The 22,808-nt window shown below is 75.7% G+C and carries 23 protein-coding genes; all 23 read left to right on the top strand.

What is annotated here, in order from left to right; genetic code table 11:
• Window positions 1-140: 140 nt before the first annotated feature.
• On the top strand, window positions 141-1,844 hold the full coding sequence (locus tag Q3W71_RS14860; RefSeq protein WP_302919902.1) for a carbamoyltransferase C-terminal domain-containing protein: 1,704 nt from the start codon (window positions 141-143) through the stop codon (window positions 1,842-1,844).
• A 48-nt stretch (window positions 1,845-1,892) separates the two neighbouring features.
• Window positions 1,893-2,174 carry a phosphopantetheine-binding protein gene (locus tag Q3W71_RS14855; protein WP_088993388.1) on the top strand — a complete coding sequence of 94 codons (282 nt, stop codon included), beginning with the start codon at window positions 1,893-1,895 and terminating at the stop codon, window positions 2,172-2,174.
• Between the two features lie 80 nt (window positions 2,175-2,254).
• A complete protein-coding gene (locus Q3W71_RS14850; RefSeq protein WP_302919901.1) occupies window positions 2,255-3,982 on the top strand; it encodes a carbamoyltransferase N-terminal domain-containing protein in 1,728 nt (575 codons plus the stop codon).
• Window positions 3,979-4,995: a methyltransferase gene (locus Q3W71_RS14845; protein WP_302919900.1), complete on the top strand. Its 1,017-nt coding sequence runs from the start codon at window positions 3,979-3,981 to the stop codon at window positions 4,993-4,995. The genes Q3W71_RS14850 and Q3W71_RS14845 overlap by 4 nt, the downstream gene beginning before the upstream one ends.
• The gene (gene fabG / locus Q3W71_RS14840; RefSeq protein WP_302919899.1) at window positions 4,992-5,759 is read left to right on the top strand and encodes a 3-oxoacyl-[acyl-carrier-protein] reductase; all 768 of its coding nucleotides are present in this window, start codon (window positions 4,992-4,994) and stop codon (window positions 5,757-5,759) included. Before Q3W71_RS14845 ends, fabG begins: the two co-directional genes overlap by 4 nt.
• Window positions 5,756-6,166, top strand: coding sequence for a 3-hydroxyacyl-ACP dehydratase FabZ family protein (locus tag Q3W71_RS14835; protein WP_302919898.1), 411 nt, complete (start codon window positions 5,756-5,758; stop codon window positions 6,164-6,166). Before fabG ends, Q3W71_RS14835 begins: the two co-directional genes overlap by 4 nt.
• The gene (locus Q3W71_RS14830; RefSeq protein ID WP_302919897.1) at window positions 6,154-6,645 is read left to right on the top strand and encodes a 3-hydroxyacyl-ACP dehydratase FabZ family protein; all 492 of its coding nucleotides are present in this window, start codon (window positions 6,154-6,156) and stop codon (window positions 6,643-6,645) included. The genes Q3W71_RS14835 and Q3W71_RS14830 overlap by 13 nt, the downstream gene beginning before the upstream one ends.
• 30 nt (window positions 6,646-6,675) lie before the next feature.
• Window positions 6,676-6,933 (top strand): acyl carrier protein, encoded by a 258-nt coding sequence (locus tag Q3W71_RS14825; protein WP_088993393.1) that lies wholly within the window; start codon window positions 6,676-6,678, stop codon window positions 6,931-6,933.
• A gap of 1 nt (window position 6,934) precedes the next feature.
• Window positions 6,935-8,140, top strand: a complete 1,206-nt coding sequence (locus tag Q3W71_RS14820; RefSeq protein ID WP_302919896.1) for a beta-ketoacyl synthase — start codon at window positions 6,935-6,937, stop codon at window positions 8,138-8,140.
• Window positions 8,137-9,234, top strand: coding sequence for a beta-ketoacyl synthase N-terminal-like domain-containing protein (locus Q3W71_RS14815; RefSeq protein WP_302919895.1), 1,098 nt, complete (start codon window positions 8,137-8,139; stop codon window positions 9,232-9,234). Before Q3W71_RS14820 ends, Q3W71_RS14815 begins: the two co-directional genes overlap by 4 nt.
• Window positions 9,215-10,339, top strand: a complete 1,125-nt coding sequence (locus Q3W71_RS14810) for a beta-ketoacyl synthase N-terminal-like domain-containing protein (protein ID WP_302919894.1) — start codon at window positions 9,215-9,217, stop codon at window positions 10,337-10,339. The genes Q3W71_RS14815 and Q3W71_RS14810 overlap by 20 nt, the downstream gene beginning before the upstream one ends.
• On the top strand, window positions 10,336-11,205 hold the full coding sequence (locus tag Q3W71_RS14805; RefSeq protein WP_302919893.1) for a beta-ketoacyl synthase N-terminal-like domain-containing protein: 870 nt from the start codon (window positions 10,336-10,338) through the stop codon (window positions 11,203-11,205). The genes Q3W71_RS14810 and Q3W71_RS14805 overlap by 4 nt, the downstream gene beginning before the upstream one ends.
• Window positions 11,202-11,975 carry an alpha/beta fold hydrolase gene (locus tag Q3W71_RS14800; RefSeq protein WP_302919892.1) on the top strand — a complete coding sequence of 258 codons (774 nt, stop codon included), beginning with the start codon at window positions 11,202-11,204 and terminating at the stop codon, window positions 11,973-11,975. The genes Q3W71_RS14805 and Q3W71_RS14800 overlap by 4 nt, the downstream gene beginning before the upstream one ends.
• An 11-nt stretch (window positions 11,976-11,986) precedes the next feature.
• Complete coding sequence (locus Q3W71_RS14795) at window positions 11,987-12,880, top strand: thioesterase family protein (protein WP_302919891.1); 894 nt, start codon at window positions 11,987-11,989, stop codon at window positions 12,878-12,880.
• The gene (locus Q3W71_RS14790; protein ID WP_302919890.1) at window positions 12,877-13,560 is read left to right on the top strand and encodes a 2-hydroxychromene-2-carboxylate isomerase; all 684 of its coding nucleotides are present in this window, start codon (window positions 12,877-12,879) and stop codon (window positions 13,558-13,560) included. Before Q3W71_RS14795 ends, Q3W71_RS14790 begins: the two co-directional genes overlap by 4 nt.
• Window positions 13,557-14,783 carry a cytochrome P450 gene (locus Q3W71_RS14785; protein ID WP_302919889.1) on the top strand — a complete coding sequence of 409 codons (1,227 nt, stop codon included), beginning with the start codon at window positions 13,557-13,559 and terminating at the stop codon, window positions 14,781-14,783. The genes Q3W71_RS14790 and Q3W71_RS14785 overlap by 4 nt, the downstream gene beginning before the upstream one ends.
• A gap of 5 nt (window positions 14,784-14,788) precedes the next feature.
• Window positions 14,789-15,919 (top strand): steroid 3-ketoacyl-CoA thiolase, encoded by a 1,131-nt coding sequence (locus tag Q3W71_RS14780; RefSeq protein ID WP_302920418.1) that lies wholly within the window; start codon window positions 14,789-14,791, stop codon window positions 15,917-15,919.
• Window positions 15,920-15,923: 4 nt separating this feature from the next.
• Window positions 15,924-16,823 carry an LLM class flavin-dependent oxidoreductase gene (locus Q3W71_RS14775; protein ID WP_302919888.1) on the top strand — a complete coding sequence of 300 codons (900 nt, stop codon included), beginning with the start codon at window positions 15,924-15,926 and terminating at the stop codon, window positions 16,821-16,823.
• Window positions 16,824-17,186: 363 nt separating this feature from the next.
• A complete protein-coding gene (locus Q3W71_RS14770; protein ID WP_302919887.1) occupies window positions 17,187-18,377 on the top strand; it encodes an acyl-CoA dehydrogenase family protein in 1,191 nt (396 codons plus the stop codon).
• Window positions 18,378-18,390: 13 nt separating this feature from the next.
• The gene (locus Q3W71_RS14765) at window positions 18,391-18,651 is read left to right on the top strand and encodes an acyl carrier protein (protein ID WP_088993403.1); all 261 of its coding nucleotides are present in this window, start codon (window positions 18,391-18,393) and stop codon (window positions 18,649-18,651) included.
• A 31-nt stretch (window positions 18,652-18,682) separates the two neighbouring features.
• Window positions 18,683-21,109, top strand: a complete 2,427-nt coding sequence (locus Q3W71_RS14760) for an alpha-L-rhamnosidase C-terminal domain-containing protein (RefSeq protein ID WP_302919886.1) — start codon at window positions 18,683-18,685, stop codon at window positions 21,107-21,109.
• Window positions 21,106-21,510, top strand: coding sequence for a hypothetical protein (locus Q3W71_RS14755; RefSeq protein ID WP_302919885.1), 405 nt, complete (start codon window positions 21,106-21,108; stop codon window positions 21,508-21,510). The genes Q3W71_RS14760 and Q3W71_RS14755 overlap by 4 nt, the downstream gene beginning before the upstream one ends.
• Window positions 21,507-22,706 (top strand): cytochrome P450, encoded by a 1,200-nt coding sequence (locus tag Q3W71_RS14750; RefSeq protein ID WP_302919884.1) that lies wholly within the window; start codon window positions 21,507-21,509, stop codon window positions 22,704-22,706. Before Q3W71_RS14755 ends, Q3W71_RS14750 begins: the two co-directional genes overlap by 4 nt.
• The last annotated feature ends 102 nt before the right edge of the window (window positions 22,707-22,808 follow it).

Raw genomic sequence — 22,808 nt, 5'->3', positions numbered from 1 at the left:
GACCCGCGCCCGGTGACCAGCGCCCCGTCGCGGGGCGGGGTGAGCGAGTGCGGACACTGCCCACTTGAACAACCGGCGGGCCGGGCGCCGCGGCACCGGGGAGGAACGGCACTCCCAGCCACGCGGCGGAAGGCATCGACATGACCGGTACGGCAGTCATCTGCGGACTCAAGCTGACCCACGACGGCGCCGTCGCGGTGATCACCGACGGGCGCCTGCTCTTCTCCACCGAGGCGGAGAAGATCGCCAACTCACCCCGCCACAGCGGGCTGACCGACGCCGGTCAGATCCTCGACGAGCTGCGGGCCAGCGGCGTCGACCCGGCCGAGGTCACGCACGTCGCGGTGGACGGGTGGACGCCCCGGGTGGACGGCTCGTCGTACGTGCGGCTGCGCGGCCCGGACGGCCGGGCGCACCCGCTGGCGGTCGCCGGGTACTCCGACGAGCCCGGCGGGGCGGCGGAGCCGGTGGCGCCGGTGCACGGCGACGGCCTGCCGCTGCACCCGATGCCCGGCGGGTTCGCCAGCTACACCCACTCCGCCGGCCACCTGTTCGCCAGCTACTGCACCTCGCCCTTCGCCGAGCGGGACCGGCCGGCGCTGGTGGTGGTCTGGGACGGCGGGATGCCGCCCTTCCTCTACCGGTACGACCCGCGCGGCGGAAAGCTGCGCCGGGTCGGCTGGGTCGGCCCCGCCTCGGGCGGGCTCTATCCGATCTTCGCCTCGCACTTCCCGCCCTTCCGGGTGGACCGGCGCAGCCCCGACCCGGACCGGATGTTCGGCATGGAGGCGCTCTTCCCGGTCTCCGGCAAGGCGATGGCGTACGCCGCGCTCGGCAAGCCGGACGAGGACGCCATCGCGGTGATGGAGCGGGTCACCGCCGACCTGCCGCCGGCGGACACCCACCTGCGGATGTACGGCTGGACCCGGGAGGTGCTGCGCCGGCTGGACGGCTCCGGCCTGCCCGACGCCACGGTGATCTCCTCGTTCCAGGAGTACCTGTTCCGGGTGCTGCTGGCCGGGGTGCGCGCCGCGCTGCGCGACGCCCCGGAGCTGGCCGGCCTGCCGCTCTGCCTCTCCGGCGGCTGCCACCTGAACATCACCTGGAACGCCGGGCTGCGCGCCAGCGGCCTCTTCGACGAGGTGTGGGTGCCGCCGTTCCCCAACGACGCGGGCTCCGCGATCGGCACCGCCTGCGCCGAGATGGTCCGGGTCACCGGCCGCTCAGCGGTGCGCTGGTCCGCGTTCGCCGGGCCGGGCATCCGCTGGGACGGGGTGGTCCCGGCCGGCTGGTCGGCGCGGCCCTGTGACATCGCCGGCCTGGCCGAGCTGCTGCACCGGGAGAACGAACCGGTGGTGGTGGTCAGCGGCCGGGCCGAGCTCGGCCCGCGGGCGCTGGGCCACCGCAGCATCATCGCCCCGGCGGTGAACGCGGCCATGCGGGACACCCTGAACCGGCTCAAGCACCGGGAGGGGTACCGGCCGGTGGCCCCGATCTGCCTGGAGGAGCACGCCGCCGAGGTGTTCGCGCCCGGCACCCGCGACCCGTACATGCTCTTCGCCCACGACGTCCGTCCGGAGTGGGTGGACCGGGTGCCGGCGATCGTGCACGTGGACGGCAGCGCCCGGTTGCAGACCGTGGACCCGACCAACAGCCCGACCTACGAGCTGCTGCGCGCCTACCACCGGCTCAGCGGCGTCCCGGTGCTCTGCAACACCAGCGCCAACCACCCGGGCAAGGGTTTCTTCCCCGACCCCGGCTCGGCCATGGCCTGGGGCCGGACCCGGTACGTCTGGTCGGAGGGAATTCTCTACACCCGCGGTGACACTTCGCTGTGCAACTGAATACGCGCGCACTTCCGCATCCGCGGGGGCCGAACTAACGTCCTCGACGTGCCGACTCGAACGGAATCAGAAGTCAGAACCCAGCTCCGGGACATCATCCTGGACCTGGCGCCGAACCCGCAGCCTGAGGTCACCGACGAGGCCCTGCTGGTCGAGGATCTCGAGTACCACAGCCTGGCTCTCCTCGAACTCGCATTCGCGCTCGAGGACGAGTTCGACCTGCCGCCCATCGACGAGGAAAATGCGCGCAACATCCGGTCCATCAAGGACATCGAGGACTATGTGTTGCGCCAGATGGATGCCAAGAATGGCAATCCGTCGGCCGCCTGATCAATTCCACGGTTAATTGTCGTCGGGGCGTCGTACGACGCCGAGCGCCGCACCGGCGGCGGGTGGGGGTGGTGGTAGGCGTGACCGGTCGACAGGTGATCTGCGGCCTGAAGGTGACCCACGACGGCGCGGTGGCGGCGATCGACGGTGACCGGCTGCTCTTCTCCGTCGAGGCGGAGAAGATCGACAACCGGCGCCGCCACGCGCACCTGTCCGACCTCGCCGACGTCGCCCACCAACTCGCGCTGCACGACGTCGACGTGGCCGACCTGGCGGCGGTCAGCGTGGACGGCTGGGTGCAGTCGCGCGACGGCCGGGCCGGCGCCGAGGTGGTCCGCGAGGACGGCTCGGCGGTCACCCTCGACCTGGCCGGCTACGCGGTGCTCGGTGGGTCGGGGGAGAACCCGGAGGCGCTCACCGGGATCACCGGCGCCGGGCTGTCGGTGGGCGGCCGGGACCTGCCGCACACCAGCTACCCGCACGCCACCGACCACGCGCTGGCCAGCTACTGCACCAGCCCGTACGCCCGGGCCGGGCAGCCCGCGCTGATCCTGGTCTGGGACGGCGGGATGCCGGCGGCGCTCTACCGGTTCGACCCGGCGGCCCGGTCGCTGACCGCGCTGGGGCCGGTGCTCGGCATCGCCGGCGCGCTCTATCCGGTCTTCGCCTCGCACTTCGCCCCGTTCCGGGTCTCCGCGGAGCAGCGCCGCTCGCTCGGCGGGCTGGGCGACTTCGCCCAACTGGAGGCGCTGCTGCCCATCTCCGGCAAGGCGATGGCGTACGCGGCGCTGGCCGAACCGGACGAGGCGGCGATCGCGGTGATGGCCGAGCAGACCCGGCGGCTGCTGCCGATCGAGGTGACCCGCGGCTTCATCTGGAGCGCCCAGGTGCTGCGCCAGCTGGCACCGATGGGGCTCTCCGACGCGGCAGTGCTGGCCAGCTTCCAGGAGCACCTGCTGCGGCTGCTGCTGGCCGGCCTGCGCGACGGCCCGGCCGCCCGGTACGCCGCCGCCGGCGAACCGCTCTGCCTCTCCGGCGGCTGCGCGCTGAACATCAAGTGGAACGCGGCGATCCGGGCCAGCGGGATGTTCTCCGACGTCTGGGTGCCGCCGTTCCCCAACGACGCCGGCTCGGCCATCGGCGCGGCCTGCGCCGAGCTGATCCGGCGGACCGGCACCTCCGCGCTGACCTGGTCGGTCTTCGCCGGGCCGGCGGTCGGCTACGGCGACGCCCCGCCGGCGGGCTGGACCTTCCGGCCGTGCGAGATCGAGGAGGTCGCCGAGCTGCTGCACCGCGAGCGGGAACCGGTGGTGGTGCTGCACGGCCGCGCCGAGCTCGGGCCGCGGGCGCTGGGGCACCGCAGCATCATCGCCCCGGCCGACGATCCGGGGATGCAGGACCGGCTCAACCGGATCAAGCTGCGCGAGGCGTACCGGCCGGTGGCGCCGATCTGCCTGGTCGACCGGGCGCCCGAGGTGTTCGACCCGGGCACCCCCGACCCGTACATGCTCTTCGAGCACCAGGTGCGCCCCGGCTGGCGGGACCGGGTGCCGGCGATCGTGCACGCCGACGGCAGCGCCCGGTTGCAGACCGTGGGGCCCGACCATCCGCTGCTGTTCCGGCTGCTCACCGCGTACCACGCGCGCAGCGGGGTGCCGGTGCTCTGCAACACCAGCGCGAACCTGCCCGGCCGGGGCTTCTTCCCGGACGCCTTCTCGGCGATCAAGTGGGGCGGGGTCCGGTACGTCTGGTGCGACGGGCGGCTCTACTCCAGCGGGGACGCCGGCGCCGGGTCGGGGCCGGCATGACGCTCCGCCGCGGCGACATCTCCTCGATGCTGGAGATGCTTCCGCCGTTCGCCATCCGGGTGGCCGCCACCCTGCGCCTCTCCGACCACCTCGGCGACGGTGCCCGGTCGGCCGGCGAGCTGGCCCTGGCCACCGGCGCGGACGCCGACGCGCTCGGCCGGCTGCTGCGCTACCTCTGCTCGCTGGGCCTCTACCGGGAGGCCACGCCGGACCGGTTCGCGCTCACCCCGGCCGGCCGGATGCTCACCGGGCGGAGCGCCGGCGACCTGCGGCAGTGGCTCGACCTGGACGGCGCCGGCGGCCGGATGGACCTGGCGCTGGCCGGGCTGCTGCACGCGGTACGCACCGGCGGGGCGGGCTACCCGGCGGTGTTCGACCGGCCGTTCTGGGACGACCTGGCCGCCGACCCGGCCCGGGCCGCCTCCTTCGACGAGCTGATGGCCGCCAAGTCCGCCCGGGTGGTGCCGGACCTCGCCGCGCTGGACTGGGCCGGGGCGCGGCACGTGGTGGACGTCGGCGGCGGCGTGGGCCGCACCCTGGGCGCCCTGCTGGAGGCCCACCCGCACCTGCGCGGCACCCTGCTGGACCGGCCGCCGGTGGCCGAGCAGGCCCGCCGGCGGCTGGCCGAGGCCGGGCTGGCCGACCGGTGCGACGTCGTCGGCGGGAGCTTCCTGTCCGGGGTGCCCGCCGGCGGCGACGCCTACCTGCTCTTCGACATCCTGCACAACTGGGACGACGAGACCGCGCGGGAGATCCTCGGCCGGTGCGCCGCGGCGGCCGGGCCGGCCGGCCGGGTGCTCGTGGTCGAGGAGGTGCCCGCCGACGACGACCGCACCGGCCGGGCAATGGACCTGAAGATGCTGGTCCTGTTCGGCGGTCGCCAGCGCACCGAGGCGGGCTTCGCGGCGCTGGCCGCCAAGGCCGGCCTGGGTGCGCCCACCGTACGCCGGCTGCCCTGCGGGTTCTCCGTGGTGGAGACGGCCGGCACGCAGCGGAGCGGAGGGCCGGCATGAGCGAGCGGATCAGCGGGCGCGGTGCCGGCGTGAGCGGGCACGTGCTGGTCACCGGGGCGTCCCGGGGCATCGGCCGGTCGGTCGCGCTGCGCCTGGCCGCGGCCGGCTTCGACGTCACGGGCTGCTACGCCGGCCGGGCCGACGACGCGGCGCAGACCGAGAAGGCCGTCGCCGACCTCGGCGTCCGGACCCATTTCGCCGCCTGCGACGTGGGCGACCTGGCCGCGGTGACCACGCTGGTGACCGAGGCCGAGGAACGGCTCGGGCCGCTGACCGCGGTGGTCAACAACGCCGGCATCACCCGCGACGCCACCACCGTGCTGATGGCCGAGCGGGACTGGGACGCCGTGCTGCGCACCAACCTCACCGGCACCTGGAACGTCTGCCGCACGGTCGGCTACCGGTTCCTCAAGCGGCGCCGGGGGGCGATGGTGAACATCTCCTCGGTGGCCGGCGTGTACGGGCACGCCGGGCAGTCCAACTACGCCGCCGCCAAGGCCGGCATCATCGGGCTGACCCGGTCGCTGGCCAAGGAGATCGCCCCCTACGGCCTGCGCGCCAACGTGGTGGCCCCGGGTTTCATCGAGACCGAGATGACCGCCGGGCTGCCCGACCGGTTGCGGGCCAAGGCCCGCGAGTCGATCCCGCTGCGCCGCTTCGGCACCCCCGACGACGTCGCCGGGCTGGTCGCCTTCCTGCTCTCCGACGACGCCTCCTACATCACCGGCCAGGTGTTCCAGGTGGACGGGGGGATCGTGCTGTGACCGACCTCCTCGACGCCGTCCGGCCGCTGGTCGCCTGTGACCGGGTGACCGCCATCGTGGACGGCGACGTCCGGCGGATCACCGGCGAGCTGCGGGTCCGCGGCGACGGCCCCTACCTGCCGGACCACTTTCCCGGGCTGACCATCTTCCCCGGCGTGTTCGTGCTGGAGGCGGTGGTGCAGGCCGCGGCCGGGGCGTTCGGCGAGCCGGACGGGCACCGGCTGCGGCTGGGCACCGTGCGGTCGCTGCGCTTCCTGGTGCCGTTGCGCCGCGGCGACCTGCTGCGGGTGCTCGCCGAGGCGACCGAGGTGTCGCCACCGCACCCGGTGCTGGTGCGCGCCGACTGCCGGCGCGGCGACGGGGTGCGGGTGGCCACCGCGACGGTGGAGTGCGGGTGGTCGGGGTGAGGCTCGACTTCCCCCAGCTGCGCCGGACGCTGCCGCACGGGCCCGGCATGCTGCTGCTCGACCGGGTCGAGGAGCTGCGCCCCGGGGTGGGGCTGACCGCGGTCAAGACCGTCTCCGGGATCGAGCCGTGCTACGCCGGGCTCGACCCGGCAGACGGCGTCGAGGCGTACGCCTACCCGTCCTGCCTGCTGCTGGAGTCGTTCGGCCAGGCGGCGGCGGTGCTCTGGCTGCACAGCGCCGGCGGCACCCGGCCGGACGAGGTGCTGATGCTGGCCGCGGCCCGGGACTGCGCGTTCGTCGGGCGGGCGTACCCGGGCGACGTGGTCCGCCACGTCGTCGAGCTGGAGCACCGCAGCGACGGCGCCGCGTTCGTCACCGGCCGCAGCAGCGTGGGCTCGCGCCCGATCGCGACCTACGGCTCGCTCACCGCGGTCGTCCGGCCGCGCACCGCCCTACCGGCACGGCCCGACGGCACGTGACCACCAACCGATCGGAGGGAGCAGTTGACCATGGCTGACGGCGACACGCGTCTGGCGGAGCTGAGGGAACTCGTCGCGGAGGTCCTGGAGGTCGAGCCGGAGGAGCTGACCGACACCGGGGACTTCCAGGAGGAGTACGAGGCGGACTCGTTGCGGGCGATCGAGATGCTCGCCCGGATCGAGAAGAAGTACAAGATCGAGATTCCGCAGCAGGAGCTGGCGAACATGCAGAACCTCAAGGCCGTGTACGCGGTGACGGCCGGCTACGCCGGCTGGTCTGAATCGTGACATGAAGCGGGTGGTGATCACCGGCCTGGGACCGGTGTCGAACATCGGGATCGGGGCGGCGGCGTTCGAATCCGGGCTGCGCGGCGGGCACACCGGCATCTCCGCCATCACCAGCTTCGACACCGCCGGCTTCCCCCGGACCATGGCCGGGGAGGTGCGGGCGTTCGAGCCGGAGCCGATCCTGCGCCGGCTCGACACCGCCACCTGGGGCCGGTCCAGCCTCTTCGCGGCCGCCGCGGCGCGGCTCGCCGTGCGCGACGCCGGCCTGCGCGTCGACCGGGTGCCGCCGCACCGGGTCGGCGTGGTGGTCGGCACCACCAGCGGCGAGTCGAAGGTGACCGAGGAGATGGGCCGCCGGATCGTCGACCACGGCTTCCCGGCGCTCCCCGGTGAGCTGGCCGAGCAGCTGCCCGCCGGGCGGCTCGCCGCCGCGGTGAGCGAGGAGCTGGGCGTCACCGGGGAGTCGGTCACCCTCGCCACCGCCTGCTCGGCCAGCAACTACGCCCTCGGCTACGCGTACGACCTGGTGGCCAACGGCGACGCGGACGTGATGCTCACCGGCGGCGCGGACTCGGTGTGCCGCTGGGCGCACGCCGGCTTCGTCCGGCTCGGTGCGGTGGCCGACAAGGCCTGCGCGCCGTTCGACCGGGACCGCTCCGGAATGATCACCGCGGAGGGCGGCGCCATGCTGGTGCTGGAGTCCGCCGAGCACGCCCGCGCCCGGGGGGCCACGCCCTACGCCGAGGTACTGGGCTACGGCCTGAACTGCGACGCCCGGCACATGGTCGCCCCGGACGCCGCCTCGATCGCCGAGTGCATGCGGCTGGCGCACCGCAACGCCGGCGTCCGTCCGGACGACGTCGACTACATCTGCGCCCACGGCACCGGCACCGCGGCCAACGACGCCACCGAGGCGGCCGCGCTGGAGGACGCCTTCGACGGGCGGGTGCCGCCGGTCAGCTCGATCAAGTCGATGCTCGGCCACACCATGGGCGCGGCCAGCGCGTTCGGGGTGATGGCGACGGCCCTGGCGATCGCCCGCGGGTTCCTGCCACCCACCATCAACTGGAGCAACCCGGACCCGGCGATGGCCCGGCTGGACCCGATCCCCAACCACGCCCGGCCGGCCCGGGTGCGGGTGGCCCAGAACAACGGCTTCGCCTTCGGCGGGAACAACGCCATCGTGCTGCTGGGAGCGGTGTCGTGAGCGCGCTGCAGATCATCGGCTGGGGCGTCACCAGCCCGGCCGGCACCGACGACCAGGCCCTGGTCGGTGCGCTCGACCGGCCGCCCGCGCCGGTCGAGGTCACCGGCCGGTACGACGCCCCGCTGCCCACGCCGCGCGCGCACGCCCTGCTCGACTTCGACGTCCGGGCCGAGCTGGGCCGCAAGGGCACCAGCTTCTTCGACCGGCGGACCGCGCTCACCGTGGTCACCTGCCGCCGCGCGCTGGCCGACGCCGGTCTCCAGGTCAGCGACGCCAACCGGCACCGGATCGGGGTGGTGCTCGGCACCACCGCCGGCAGCGTCCGCTCCTCGGTGGACTACGCGGTGGACACCTTCACCCAGGACCCGCCCTACATGGTGAACCCGGCGCTGTTCCCGAACACGGTGATGAACTGCGCCGCCGGGCAGTCCGCCATCTGGTTCAACCTCACCGGGGTCAACGCCACGCTGGCCGGCGGCCGGGTGGCGTTCCTGTCGGTGCTGCGCTGGTGCGCCAACAGCTTCCGCTCCCGGCAGGCCGACTACCTGCTGGCCGGCGCGGTCGAGGAGTTCACCCCGCACACCGCCTGGCTGTCCCGGCACGGCCGCGACGACGAGCTGCCGGCCGGTGAGGGCGGCGCGGTGTTCGTGCTGCGCCCGCCCGGTGGCACCCACCTGCGGGGCCCGGACGCCGAGGTGCTCGCCGTGACGCTGGGCTTCTGCCCCCGGGGGCGGGACCGCGCCGAGGCGCTCGCCGGCTGCCTGCGCGGCGCCCTCGACCGCTGCGGGGTCGGCGGCGACCGGGTGCGGATGGCGGCGATCGGCGGCGCCGACGACGCGGCGGCCCGGGCCACCGCGTGGCGGGCCGTCGAGTCGGCGCTCGGGCACTCCCGAGTCCGGCGGATCGCCGTCGACGGGGCGATGGGTGACAACCCCACCGCCGGCGGGGCGCTGGAACTGGCCACCGTGCTGGCCGCGCACCGGCAGGATCCGCGGCTGGACGGGCAGCTGTCGGTGCTGGTGGCGCAGAACCGCGAGGGGGCGGTGGGCGCCGCCGTCGTCCGGGGGTGGGGCCGTGGCTCTGCTCGCGGCTAGCGCGGTACGCAGCTGCCTCGGCGACGGCGCCGCGACCTTCGACCGGCTGCTGGCCGGCGAGAGCGGCGTCGGCCCGCTGCGCCACGTCGACCCGGCCGCTGTCAACGTCACCCGCGCCCACCACCTGCCCGCCCCGGCCGGCGCGGCCGAGCCGGACCTGCCGGCCAGCGACTGGCTCGCCGGGTGCGTCACCGCCGCGCTCGCCGCGGCCGGGCTCGACCCGGCCACCGCCCGGGTGCCGGTGCTGGTCGGCACCGGCCTGCGCGAACTGCGGGCGGTGGAGCGGCAGGCGGTGTCCGGCCGGCCGGTCCGGGCGGCCCGGCTGCACTTCACCGGCGCGCTGCGGGCCGCCGCCCCGCGGCTGGGCCCGGTGCTCACCGTCGCCAACGCGTGCAGCGCGTCCGGGCACACCCTCGCCCTCGCCGCCGACCTGGTCGACGGCGGGTCGGCCGACGTGGTGGTGGCCGCCGGCACCGACGCGATGACCGCGTCCATGCTGGCCATGATCGGACGGGTCACCGAGGAGCCGACCGAACGGGTGCGCCCCTTCGACGCCGACCGCACCGGGGTGCTGCTCGGCGAGGGCGCCGCCGCGGTGGTGGTGGTCGGCGAGGCGTGGCGGGGGCCGGTGGCGGCCCGGCTGCTCGGCGTCGGCCTCTCCTGCGACGCGCACCACGAGACCGCCCCGTCGCTGGCCGGCATCAGCCGGGCGATGACCGACGCGCTGGCCCGCGCCCGCCGGTCCCCGGCCGAGGTGGACGTGGTGGTCAGCCACGGTACCGGCACGCTGCTCAACGACGTCACCGAGGCCGAGGCGATCCAGCGGGTGCTGGTCGACGCCGGCGGCGACCCGTACGTCACCGGCGTCAAGGGGGCGCTCGGGCACACCTCCGGCGCGTCCGCGCTGATGAGCCTGGACGTGGCGATCCGCTGCCTGCGCGCCGGGCGGGTGCCGCCGGTGGTGGGGCTGCGCCGGCCGTTGCCGGAGGCCAAGGGGCTGCGCCTGGTCACCGGCGCGCCGGTGCGCTGCGCCGCGCGGGTGGCCCAGGTCAACTCGTTCGGCTTCGGCGGCGTCAACGCGGTAACCCTGGTGGAGGCGGCGTGAGGGGCTCAGGGGTCGCGGTCACCGGGTGGAGCGCGCACCTGCCCGAGCTGCCGTCCGGCGTCCGGCTCGCCGGCTGGGACCCGGGCCCGGCGTGCCCGCCCGAGGACGCCGCGACGCTGCTCGGCCGCAAGGGGCTGCTGGCCAAGGAACCGGCGACCCGGTTGGCGCTCTGCGCGGTGCACCGGGCGCTGGGCCGGCCGGCGCGGGCCGGCCGGCGGGCCCCCGACACGCCACCGGACCCGGACACCGCCGTGGTGGTGGCCACCAACCTCGGCAACTGCGCCACGGTCGCGGCGGTGGCCACCGCCGTCGCCGCGGACGGGGTCCGGGCGGTCAGCCCGCTGGACGCGCCGAACGCGTCGAGCAACGTGGTCAGCAGCACCGTGGCGATCTGGTTCGGCTGGGGCGGACCCAACCTGACGGTCTGCTCGGGCCACCCGGCCGGCCTGGACGCGGTCGCGCTCGGCATGCTGCTGCTGGCCGCCGGCCGGGCCCGCCGGGCGGTGGTGGTCGGCGCGGAACCGGCCGACCCGGTCGCCGCCGGGCTGCTGGACGCCGCGGCGCCGCTGCGCCCGGTGGCCGCCTGCGTGCTGCTCGAACGCGACGGGGACCTGCGGCTGGACCCGGTCGACGAGCTGACCGGGCCGCCGCCCGGGGAAGGGGACCTGCTGCTCGCCCCGGCCGGCCTGACCGCCGGCGCGGTCGACCTGACCGGCGCGGTCGGCGCCGGCTACGGCGCGCTCGGCGTCCTCCAGGTGGCGGTGGCCGCCGCCGTGCTCGCCGAGCGGGGCGGCAGCGCCCGGATCGTCTGCGGCGACCCGGACGACGGGTACCGCACCACCCGGCTGTCGAGGGAGACCGGATGACGTCGCCGCAGGCCCACCTGCTCTCGCCGGGCACCGACACCGGCCCGTGCGCGGTCTTCGTGCACGGCATCGAGGACACCTGGCGTACCTGGACCCGGCTGTCGCGCTGCCTCGGGCCGCAGTGGCGCACGGTCGCCCTCGACCTGCCCTGGCGGGCCGGCAACGACTACCGCTGGCGCTGGTCCGGCGGCCCGGGGGACTGGGTCGCGGCCGGGCTGGACGGCCTCGGCGACCGCCCGTTCCTGCTGGTCGGCCACTCGTTCGGCGCGAACGCGGTGCTCGCCCGGCTGGCCGCCGGCGAGCCGCGGGCCACCGCCGCGGTGCTCGCCGCGCCGTTCTTCCGACCGGCCGAGCACCGGGTCACCTGGGAGACCTTCGACCTGTCCCGGGAGACCTTCCAGCGGCAGATCAGCGACGGGATGCGGCTGCGGCTGCGCCGCACCGCACCGCCGGACGTCTTCGAGGTCATGATCGCCCGTACCTGCGAGCGGATCGGCCCGGTCGGCTTCCTCGCCGTCTTCGAGCAGTACGTCGCCAGCGGCCACCTGCCGCTGTCGCACGTGGACATCCCGGCGGCCATCCTCATCGGCGAGGCGGACCCGGGGATGTTCCGCCCGCACATGGAGGCGCTGGCCCGCCGGCTGCCCCGGGCCACGGTGGCCGCCGGCGACGACTTCGACCACTTCTGCCACGTCAACCACGCACCCGAGGTGGCCCGGCTGATCGAGGAGCTGGCGGCCGCCGGCGCCGGCACCCGACCGACCGAGTGAGGAGGGGATCCATGTCCAGTCCCGAACCGGACCGCGGCACCGTCTGCCGGCTCCGTCCCCGGTACGCGGGCGCCAACATCCGCACCTGGATCGGCTTCAAGACCTTCATGTACCTGGCCGAGGAGGCCACCCTGGCCTGGTTCCGGGAGCGGGACCTCGGACCGCAGACCCTCTACCACCGGTTCGGCCTCGGGCTGGAGATCGTGGACAGCTCGGTGCAGCTGCCCGCCGTCCTGGAGGTCGACGACGAGGTGGCGGCGCGGGTCGAACCGCGCGGGCCCGGACGGTTCGGGGTGCGGCTGCACCTGCGCCGCGACGGGCAGCCGGTCACCGTGGCGCGGGGCACCGTGACTGTCGCGCTGGTCACCGAGCGCGGCGCCCCCGCCGGTGACCCGCCGCCGGCACTGGCCCCGCTGGTGGTGCCCGGCGTGGCCGCGGTCGCCCCGGCCGACCCGCCGCCGCCGGGCACGGAGCCGTACCGCTTCGGGTGGCGGGCCCGCTACTTCCACTGCCACTACTCCGACCGGGTGCAGCACGGCAGCCACGTCGCCGCGCTGGAGGAGGTGGTCGACCGGTTCCTCGCCGACCGGGGCCTGTCGGTACCCCGGCTGCTCGCCGAGCGCAGCTGGATCCCGGTGGTGTCCCGGGCCCGGGTGCGGCTGCTCGCCGACGCGCACATGGACGACGAGATCGAGACCACCTTCACCGTCACCGAGATCGTCAAGGACCGCGCCTTCGACGGCCGGATGGACGCCTTCGCCACCGGGCCCGGGCGGGCCCGGCCGCGGCACGTGGCGACCGCCCGCATCCTGCACGGCTACGCGGTCAGCGCCGGACCGGAGGCCGGCACCCTGGCCCAGCTCGACCCGGAGACGGTCAAGGCGCTCACCGGGGGCGCGTCGTGAAGCGCGGACCCCGGGTGCACTTCTCCTTCCGCAGCCCGTTCAGCTGGATGGCGATCCACCGGCTGCGGCGCCGGCTGCCCGACGCCCACCAGCGGCTGGAGTTCATCCCCTACTGGGACCCGGACGAGCGCACCAGCGCCGACCTGGCGGCCGCCGGGGCGCAGTTCCACTACACCCCGATGAGCAAGGCCAAGCACCTCTACATCCTGCACGACACCCGGCGGCAGGCCGCCAAGCTCGGGCTGCGGATGGTCTGGCCGGTCGACATCGACCCGTGGTGGGAACTGCCGCACCTGGGCTACCTGCTGGCCCGGCGACTCGGTCGCGGCGAGCGGTTCTACGACGAGGTCACCGCCGCCCGGTGGGAGCGCGGCGAGAACATCTGCGACCCGCCGGTGCTGCGCGCCGCGGCCGAGCGGGCGGGGCTGGACGGCGACCGGATCGTGGCCGCCGCCGAGTCCGCCGAGATCCGCGCCGCCGGGGTGGACTGCCTGGTCACCGCGTACCACGACGACATCTTCGGGATCCCGTACTTCCGAGTCGGGCGGCACCGGTTCTGGGGGCTGGACCGGCTCGACGACTTCCTCACCGAACTGCTCGGCCCGGCCACCGAGCCGGTGCCCACCGGCGCGCCGCGGCGGGTGCTCGCCGACACCGACACCGCGGGCGGCTGCGGATGAGCGGCACCGCGGTCCGCGGACCGGCGCTGTTCGACCCGACGGACCCGGCCGTCGCCGACGACCCGTACCCCAGTTACGCCCGGCTGCGCCGGGAGGCCCCGGTGCTGCACCTGCCGGCGGCGGACGTCTGGGCGGTGAGCCGGCACGCCGACGTGGCGGCGGTGCTGCGCGACCCGGCCACGTTCTCCTCCAAGGTGGGCATGAGCCCCGACTTCGGCGGGCGGAAGGTGATCCCGGACGCCGGGGTGCGCTACCGGATCGGCGCGCCGGACGTGCGGGTGCTGATCGCCACCGACCCGCCCGAGCACCAGGTGTTCCGGCGGGCGGTGGCGCGCGCCTTCAGCCCGTCCGCGGTCGCCGCCCTGACGCCGCGGGTCACCCGGATCGCCCGCGACCGGGTGCGCCGGCTGCTGGCGTACGACGGGCCGGTCGACTTCTTCGCCGAGGTGGCCGAGCCGGTGCCGGCGCTGGTGCTGGCGGAGATGCTCGGCGTCCCGGCGGAGATGCAGCACGAGTTCCGGCAGTGGTCGGCGGTGATCACCGCCGACCTGAGCCAGGCCGGTTCCGGCGCCGACGGCATCGGCCGCGGCATGGACATGTTCCGGTTCTTCGGGCGGCGGCTGCGGCACGGCACCCCGCACGACCCGCCCGACCTCTTCGACGCCATCGCCGCCGGGCGCCGGGCCGGCATCACCGACCAGGAGGTACTGGCCTTCTGCGCGTTCCTGCTGGTCGCCGGGATCGAGACCACCACCAGCCTGGCCACCAACCTGCTGCACGCGCTGATCGGCCGCCCCGAGCTCGCCGACCGGCTGCGCCGCCACCCCGAGCTGGTGCCCGCCGCGGTGGAGGAGGGCATCCGGTACGACACCTCGGTGCAGGCGCTGTGGCGCGGCACCACCCGGGAGGTGACGCTGCGCGGGCAGCGCATCCCGGCCGGCGCCCGGGTGCTGGTGCTCTTCGGCTCGGCCAACCGCGACGAGGCGGTCTTCCCCGACCCGGACACCTTCCGCCTGGACCGCCACCCCAACGACCACCTGGGCTTCGGCGGCGGGGTGCACTACTGCCTCGGGGCCCGGCTGGCCCGCCTGGAGCTGACAGCGGTCTTCACCGAACTGCTCGCCGCGACCCGGGCGATCGAGGCGGCCGGCCCCGGCCGGCGTACCGGCAGCCTGGTACTGCGCGGCTTCACCCACCAGCCGGTACGGGCGGTGCCCCGGTGACCGGGCTGACCGACGCGGTGATCGTGGACGCCGTCCGCACCCCGATCGGGCGGCGCGACGGCGCGCTGTCCGCCCTCAAGCCGGTGGCGCTGCTGCGGCACGTGCTGCTCGGGCTGATCGAGCGCACCGGCCTCGACCCGGCCGCGGTGGAGCAGGTGATCGGCGGCTGCGTCAGCCAGGTCGGCGAACAGGGGCTCGGGGTCACCCGCAACGCCTGGCTCGCCACCGGGCTGGACCCGGCCGTCGGCTGCACCACCGTCGACGTCAGCTGCGGCTCCGCCCAGCAGGCCAACCACCTGGTCGCCGCGCTGGTCGCCACCGGCGCGATCGAGGTGGGCATCGCCTGCGGCGTCGAGTCGATGAGCCGGGTGCCGGCCGGCGCCAACGCGCCGGGCGGCGTGGACGAGCACAAGCTGCCCGACTACCCGTGGGACGACCCGCCCGGCGTGCAGTTCGGCGGGGCCGAGCGGATCGCCCGGCGCGAGGGGCTGACCCGCGCCGACCTCGACGGCTACGGGGCGCTGTCCCAGCAGCGCGCCGCCCGCGCCTGGGCGCGGGGACGGTACGCCGCCGAGGTGCTGCCGCTGGGCGGCCTGACCCGCGACGAGGGGCTGCGCCCCACCACCGTCGAGACGCTGGCCGGGCTGCGCCCGGTGATGCGCGGCGGGCTGCACACCGCCGGCAGCACCTCGCAGGTCTCCGACGGTGCCGCCGCGGTGCTCTGGATGTCCCGCCGCCGCGCCGACGAGCTGGGGCTGCGGCCCCGCGCCCGGCTGCTGCACCAGGTGGTGACCGGCGCCGACCCGTACTTCCTGCTGGACGGGCCGACCGTGGCCACAAGGCGGATCCTGGACCGGGCCGGGCTGAAGCTCACCGACCTGGACGTGGTGGAGGTCAACGAGGCGTTCGCCGCGGTGGTGCTCTCCTGGGCCCGGCACCACGGCGCCGACCTGGACCGGGTGAACGTCAACGGGGGAGCGATAGCGCTCGGGCACCCGATGGGCGCCACCGGCGCCCGGCTGCTCACCACCGCCCTGCACGAGCTGGAACGCGTCGACGGCGAGCTGGCCCTGGTCACCATGTGCTGCGGCGGCAGCCAGGGCACCGCCTCGGTGCTGCAACGGATCGCGGGGTGAGCCGGTGCGGATCGGACTGCTGCTCGACCGGTTCGACTGGCCCGGCGGCCCGGCCGCGCAGGGCCCCACCCTGCGCCGGATCGCCGTCGAGGCGGAGCGGGCCGGGGTGGCCAGCATCTGGATCAACGACCACTTCCTGCAGATTCCGCTCTTCGGCGAGGTCACCGACCCGATCCTGGAGTCCTGGACGGTGCTGGCCCACCTCGCCGCCGTCACCCGGCGGGTCGAGCTGGGCACCCTGACCACCGGTGGGCACCACCGTCACCCGGGGCCGTTGCTGAAGATCGTCACCACCCTGGACGTGCTCTCCGGCGGGCGCGCCTGGCTCGGCGTCGGTCCGGCCTGGAACGAGCGCGAGCAACTCGCCCTGGGCATCCCGACGTACAGCTGGCCGGAACGGTTCGCCCGGCTGGAGGAGCTGCTCCAGGTCGCGCACCGGGCGTTCGCCGGCGACCGCAGCCCGTACGCCGGGGAGCACCTGCGGCTGGCGGAACCGATCTTCTCGCCGCCCCCGCTGCGCCGACCCCCGATCCTGGTCGGCGGCGCCCACGAGCGCCGGGTCTTCCCCCTGGTCGCCCGGTACGCCGACGCCTGCAACCTGTTCGAGGCGGGCGGGCTGCCGATGCTGCGGCTCAAGCTCGACCTGCTGCGCCGCCGCTGCGAGGAGATCGGGCGCGACTTCGCCACCCTGCGCCGGACCTCGTTCGGCCCGCTGCACCTGACCCGCACCGGCGCCGGCGACTCGCAGACCGTCCCGGCCGCGCTGGAGCGGTTCGCCACCCTCGCCGGGGAGGGCTTCGAGTTGGCCATCGTGGCGCTGGCCGACCCGCTCGACCCGGCCGCGTTCGAGCTGCTCGCCGAGCTGGTCGAGGCGCTCGCGCCGGTCGCCGCCGCGCCCCGGTAGGCGGTTCGCGCCGGTCGCCGCCGCGCCCCGGTAGGCGCTCGCGCCGGTCGCCGCCGCGCCCCGGTAGGCGGTTCGCGCCGGTCGCCGCCCCCCGGGTAGCCGATCCCGCCGGTCGCCGTCGTGCCCCGATGGCCCGCCCGCGTCGCGTGGACTGCCGGACCGGCAGCCCGTCCGTGTCGCCCGGAACCGGGGCCCGGTGGACCCGCTCGGGTCGGTCGCCGTCGCGGGCCGGTGGAGCCCGTGCCGGGCGGCCCGGTGTGCAATCCGCGCTCCTTGTCGGTCTCCGCGGCCCGTTGGGAGACTGGCTGCGCCGTGACGGTGGGCGACGAGTCGCGTGCCATCTGCGTACACATTGGAGGTCCGATGAGCGTGACCGGTGAAGCGGCGCGGGACACCGCCCGCAGCGGCGCGGACGTCGTCAAGGCCGCCGAGCTGCTGGCCCCGGAGTTCGCCGAGCGGGCCGCCGAGGGCGAGCGGCTGGGCCAGCTGCCGGCGGACCTGTTCACCAAGGCGCAGGACGCCGGCCTGATCGACCTGATGCTGCCGCGCGCGCTCGGCGGGCTGGAACTGGACCCGCTCACCGTGGTCGAGGTGATCAGCACGATCTCCGCGGCGGACGGGTCGGCCGGGTTCACCATCCTGACCCTCAACGCCACCTGCTACGTCGCCTGGCTCGCCGAGGACGCCGCCCGCACCGTGCTGGCCGGCGAGCCGCGCGCGGTGGCCACCGTCTTCACCCCCCGGGGCAGCGCGGTCCCGCAGGACGACGGCAGCCTGCTGGTGACCGGGCGCTGGCCGTTCAACACCGGCTGCCGCAACGCCTCCTGGTTCTGCAACGGGGTGATGGTGCTCGACGGCGACAAGCCGGCCGTCGTGCCGCCCGGCCGGCCGGACTGGCGGCTGGTGTTCGCCCCCCGCGAACAGTGCGGGATCCTCGACACCTGGGACGTCGCCGGGCTCAAGGGCACCGGCAGCAACGACACGGTGATGGAGCGGGTACGGGTCACGCCGGAGTTCACCGCCAACCCGATCTTCGAGCCGCCCCGGCACGACGGGCCGCTCTACCGGTGGTCGTTCTTCGCCCTGATGGGGGTGCAGTTCGCCGGGTTCCCGCTGGGCATCGCCCGCCGGGCGCTGGACGAGTTCGTCGCGCTCGCGCCGAAGAAGTCCCGGGGCAGCAAGCCGCTGGCACAGGAGCAGTCGGTGCAGCTCGCCGTCGCCCGCTGCGAGGCGGACCTGCGTTCGGCGAAGGCCCTCGTCACCGACGTGATGGGCGCTGCCTGGGAACGCACGCTGCGCGGCGACGAGATGAGCATGGACGACCGGGTGGCGGTGCGGCTGGCCACCGGCCGGGCGATCCGGGCCGGCGTCGAGGTGGTCGACACGGTGTTCCGGCTCGCCGGCGGCGGCGCCCTCTACGGCAGCTCGCCGCTGCAACGGTGCTGGCGCGACCTCAACGCCGGCAGTCACCACGGCTACTTCTCCGAGTACCACGAGACGCGGGTCGGGCGGGCGCTGCTCGGGGTGCCCGTGCCGGACCCCTGGATGATGTGAAGGGCGGTGGCCGATGAGCCAGTCGGATGCCAAGGTCAGCGAGGTCGAGGACCCGGCGGCGGTGGTGCAGTCCATCGTCGACGAGATCGCCGGCAGCCCGGTCTCGCCGGAGCTGAGCTTCTTCGACCTGGGGCTGGACTCGATCCAGCTGATGGACATCTGCAACCGGATCAACGACCGGTACGGGGAGGTGATCGACCTCTTCCTGCTGTTCGAGAGCCCGACCATCAACGAGTGCGCCGACATCGTCCGGGCGCACGGCCACGGCGCCTGATGCGCCACCGTCGCCGCCCGCCGGTGCGCCGATGAGCAGCGCGTGGACCGCCCAGTGGATCTGGTGCCACGACAGCGGCATCGACAAGCTCGGCGAGTTCTCCACCGACACCCGGATAGCGGCCGGCGCGCACGACCGCCGGGTGCTCTTCCGGCGCGTGTTCGACCTGCCGGGGCCGCCGGAGACCGCCCCGCTGCGGATCACCGCCGACTCCCGGTACGTGCTCTGGGTCAACGGCCGGGAACTGGCCCGGGGACCGGCCCGGTCACATCCGGCGCGGCTGCCGTACGACACCGTCGACGTCGGACCCGCCCTGGTCGCCGGCCGCAACGTGCTCTGCTGCCTGGTCCGCTTCTACGGCGAGCCGAACGCCCGGTGGATGCCGGCCGGGCCCACGTTCAGCCACGGCGCCGGCGGGCTGCTCGCCGAACTGGCGCTGCCCGACGGCCCGCTGGCCACCGACCGCGCCTGGCGCTACCGGATCGCCGACGCCTGGACCCCGCAGCGGCCGGAGGGCGTTGGCGGGACGGTGCCCGAGGTGCTCGACGGCCGCCGGCTCGACCCGGACTGGCTGGCCGTCGACGTCGACGACGCCGGGTGGCGGCCGGCCCGGGTGATCACCGCGCTGCACATCGGCGGCACCGCGCGGACCACCCCGCCGACCGACCCGTACGGACCGCTGCCGCCCGGCCCCGGCCCGGCCGCGCCCGCCGTGCCGCGGCCCGCGCCGAGGGCCCGGCTCCGGCTGGCCCCGCCGCCGGCCGGTGACGCCGGTCCGGCCCGGTACGTGGCCGACGCCGACGCGCAGGCCGGCCCGGTACGCGGCGAGCTGACCTTCCCGGTGGAGCTGGAGCTGACCGCCGGCACGGCGGCGGTGCTGACCGTCGACTGGGGGCAGGTGGTGGCCGGCACGCTGGAACTGCGGCTGCACGCCCCGGCCGGCACCCGGCTGGACGCCCGGATGTGCGAGGAACTCGACGCCGACGGCCGGATCCCGGCGCACCACCACCCGCACGGGGTGCGCTACGTCGCCCGGGGCCACGCCGACCGGTTCGAGTCCGCCGACCCGGCCGGCGGCCGGTACGCGGTGCTGGTGCTCACCGGCGCCGGCCCGGTCCGCCTCGACGCGCCGGTGGTGCGCGAGCGCCTGCGCCCCCGCCCGCCGGGGGCGTACTTCACCTGCTCCGACGAGCTGCTCGACCGGATCCACCGCACCGGCCTGCGCACCGTCGACCTCAGCGCCCAGGACGCCTACCTGGACTGCCCGACCCGGGAGCAGCGGGCCTGGGTCGGCGACTCGGTGGTGCACCAGTCGGTCGACCTGCTCACCAACCCGGACTGGGGGCTGGCCCGCTGGCATCCCCGGCTCTGCGCCAGCCCCCGCCCGGACGGCATGCTGCCGATGGCGGTGGCCTGCGACTACGAGCACCGCGGCGGCACCTACATCCCGGACTGGTCGCTGCACTGGATCCGCTCCGTGCACAACCTCTACCGCTGGACCGGTGACCGGGACCTGGTGGCCGAACTGCTGCCGGTGGCGGAGCGGGTGCTGCGCTGGTTCGCCGACTTCACCCGCGACGGGTTGCTGCACGACGTGACCGGCTGGGTGCTGCTGGACTGGGCCAGCGTCCAGGGTTCGGGCGCCAGCGCGGTGCTCAACGGGCTCTGGGGGCGGGCGCTGCGCGACGTCGCGGAGATGTCGGCCTGGCTGGGCGACCAGGGCCGGGCCCGGTGGGCGGCGGCCCGGCACGCCGAGCTGGCGGCCGCGTACCCGGTCTTCTGGGACCAGGGGCGGGGCGCGTACCGCGACTGGCTGCGCGACGGCGTGCCGGCCCCGCAGGTCTCCGACCACGCGACCGCGGCGGCGGTGGTGGGCGGCCTGGTGCCGGCGGCGCTGCGCCCGGCCGCGCTGCGCTTCCTGCTGCGGCGCGCGGACCGGGTGTGCCGGGCCTGGTCCTTCCGCACCATGCCGCTGCGCGCCGCGATGGGCCCGCCGCCACCGGACTGGGACGTGACCCGCGAGGTGGTCGAGGCGCAGCCGTTCTTCCGGTACGTGGTGCACGACGCGGTGGCCGAGCTCGGCGCCGCCGAGCAGGTGGCGGCGCTGTGCCGGGACTGGGCGCGGCTGTTCGAGCTGGGCGACGGCACCTGGCCGGAGACCTGGCTCGGCGGCTCGCACTGCCACGGCTGGTCGGCCACCCCGAGCCGCGACCTGCCACTGTACACCCTGGGGGTCAGCCCGGACCTGCCCGGCTTCGCACGGGCCCGGATCGCGCCCCGGCTGGGCGACCTGGCCTGGGCGCGCGGGGCGGTGCCCACGCCGCACGGGCTGATCGAGGTGGCGGTCACCGACCGGGTGGAGGTCACCTCGCCGGTGCCCTTCGTGCTCGACCTGGCCGGCCGGTGCGAGTCGCGCCCCGCCGGCAGCTTCAGCGCCGCGCTGGTGGGGGCGCGATGACCGGGCCCGAACCGGATCCCGCCGCGGTGCGCGACCTGCTCCGGCAGGCGTACGCGCTGGTCTGCGGCCGGCTGGACGGCGACATCGCGATCAACGCCGCGCTGCTGACCACGGTGGAGGCCGCGCTCGGGCTGGCCGAGCTGCGGGCGGACCGCGGCGCCGACCCCGGCCAGCGCAGCGAGCGGCTCAGCGAGGTCTACCGGTGCACCCGGGCGGCGGCGACAGCCGTCCGGTTCGCCGTGGTGGAGGCCGACGACCTCCGGCGGGTCCGCGCGGCGCGGCGGCCGGAGCCGCGCCCGGCGCCACCGGTGGAGGCCGCGCCGGTGACGTACGACGGCGGGAACGGGCGCCGCCCACGCGCCCGGCGGGAACAACCGGCGGTGGCCGGCGGGGAGGGATGATCACCATGCCCGGTGGCGAGCAGGTGGCGGAGCGGGTGAGCTTCGACCGGTCCGACCCGGCGTTCCTGCACGACCCGTATCCGACCTGGGCCCGGCTGCGCGACGCGGATCCGCTGCACCTGACCGCCGGCGGCACCTTCCTGGTGACCCGGTACGAGGACGTGACCGCGCTGCTGCGCGACCGCCGCTGCGGCCGGTCGGTGCCGCCCCGGCTGGTCCGCCGGGTGGCCGGCACCGGCCCCACCCTGACCTCGTTCCTGGCCAGCGTGCTCAACATGGAGGGGGAGCGGCACGGCCGGATCCGCCGGCTGATGCTCACCCCGTTCACGCCCCGGCCGGTGGCCGGGCAGCGGGAGCGGATCGGCGCCCTGGTCGACGGCCTGCTCGACCGGGCCGGCGACCGTTTCGACCTGATCGAGGCGGTCGCCGCCGACCTGCCCATCCTGCTCGTCTCCGACGTGCTCGGCCTGCCGCACGCCGACGCCGCCGAGCTGAAGCGGGGGATCGCCGCGCTGATCGACGCGTCCGCCGTCTTCCCGCCGCCGGAGGCGCTGGCCCGCAGCGACGAGGCGAACGCGTTCTTCGCCGACTACTTCGCCCGGATGGTGCGCCGGCCGGCGGCGGACGGCCTGCTGGCCGGGATGGCGGCGGCCTGGCGGGCCGGCCGGATCACCGTCGAGGAACTCTCCGCCAACGCCACCCTGCTGCTCTTCGCCGGCAACGAGACCACCACCAACAGCATCGGCAACGGGGTGCTGGCGCTGCTGAACCGTCCCGAGCTGCTCGACCGGCTGCGCCGCTCGCCCGGGCTGGTGCCGACGGTGGTCGACGAGCTGCTGCGCTACGACAGCCCGGTGCAGACCACCATCCGCTGGACCGAGGCGGCGATCGACCTGCCGTCCGGGCGGTTGCCGGCGCGCCGCTTCGTGGAGGTGTCGCTGGCCGCCGCCAACCGGGACCCCCGGGCGTTCGACCGGGCCGACGAGGTGGTGCCCGACCGGCAGCCGAACCCGCACCTGGCCTTCGGTCACGGCATGCACCTGTGCCTGGGCCTGCACCTCGCCCGGCTCGCCGGCGAGCTGGTGCTGAGCCGCCTGCTGACCCGCTACGCCACGGTGGAGCTGGACGGGGAGCCGGTGCGCGCCGCGTCGCTGTGGAACCGCGGCCTGCACCGCCTGCCGCTGCGGGTGGGCTGACCCCGCCGGCGGCCCGAGCCGGTGCCGCCGGCGGCGCAGAGTCGGCATGGTGCCCGGTGGCCGGCCCGGGACCGGCGGACGTCGTCGCCGCGGCCGGGCGGA

It is taken from the genome of Micromonospora sp. C28SCA-DRY-2 (assembly GCF_030519475.1).
Taxonomy (GTDB): Bacteria; Actinomycetota; Actinomycetes; order Mycobacteriales; family Micromonosporaceae; genus Micromonospora.
The sequence above is the reverse complement of the archived record's forward strand: the minus strand, read 5'-3'. Positions and strand labels throughout refer to the sequence as shown.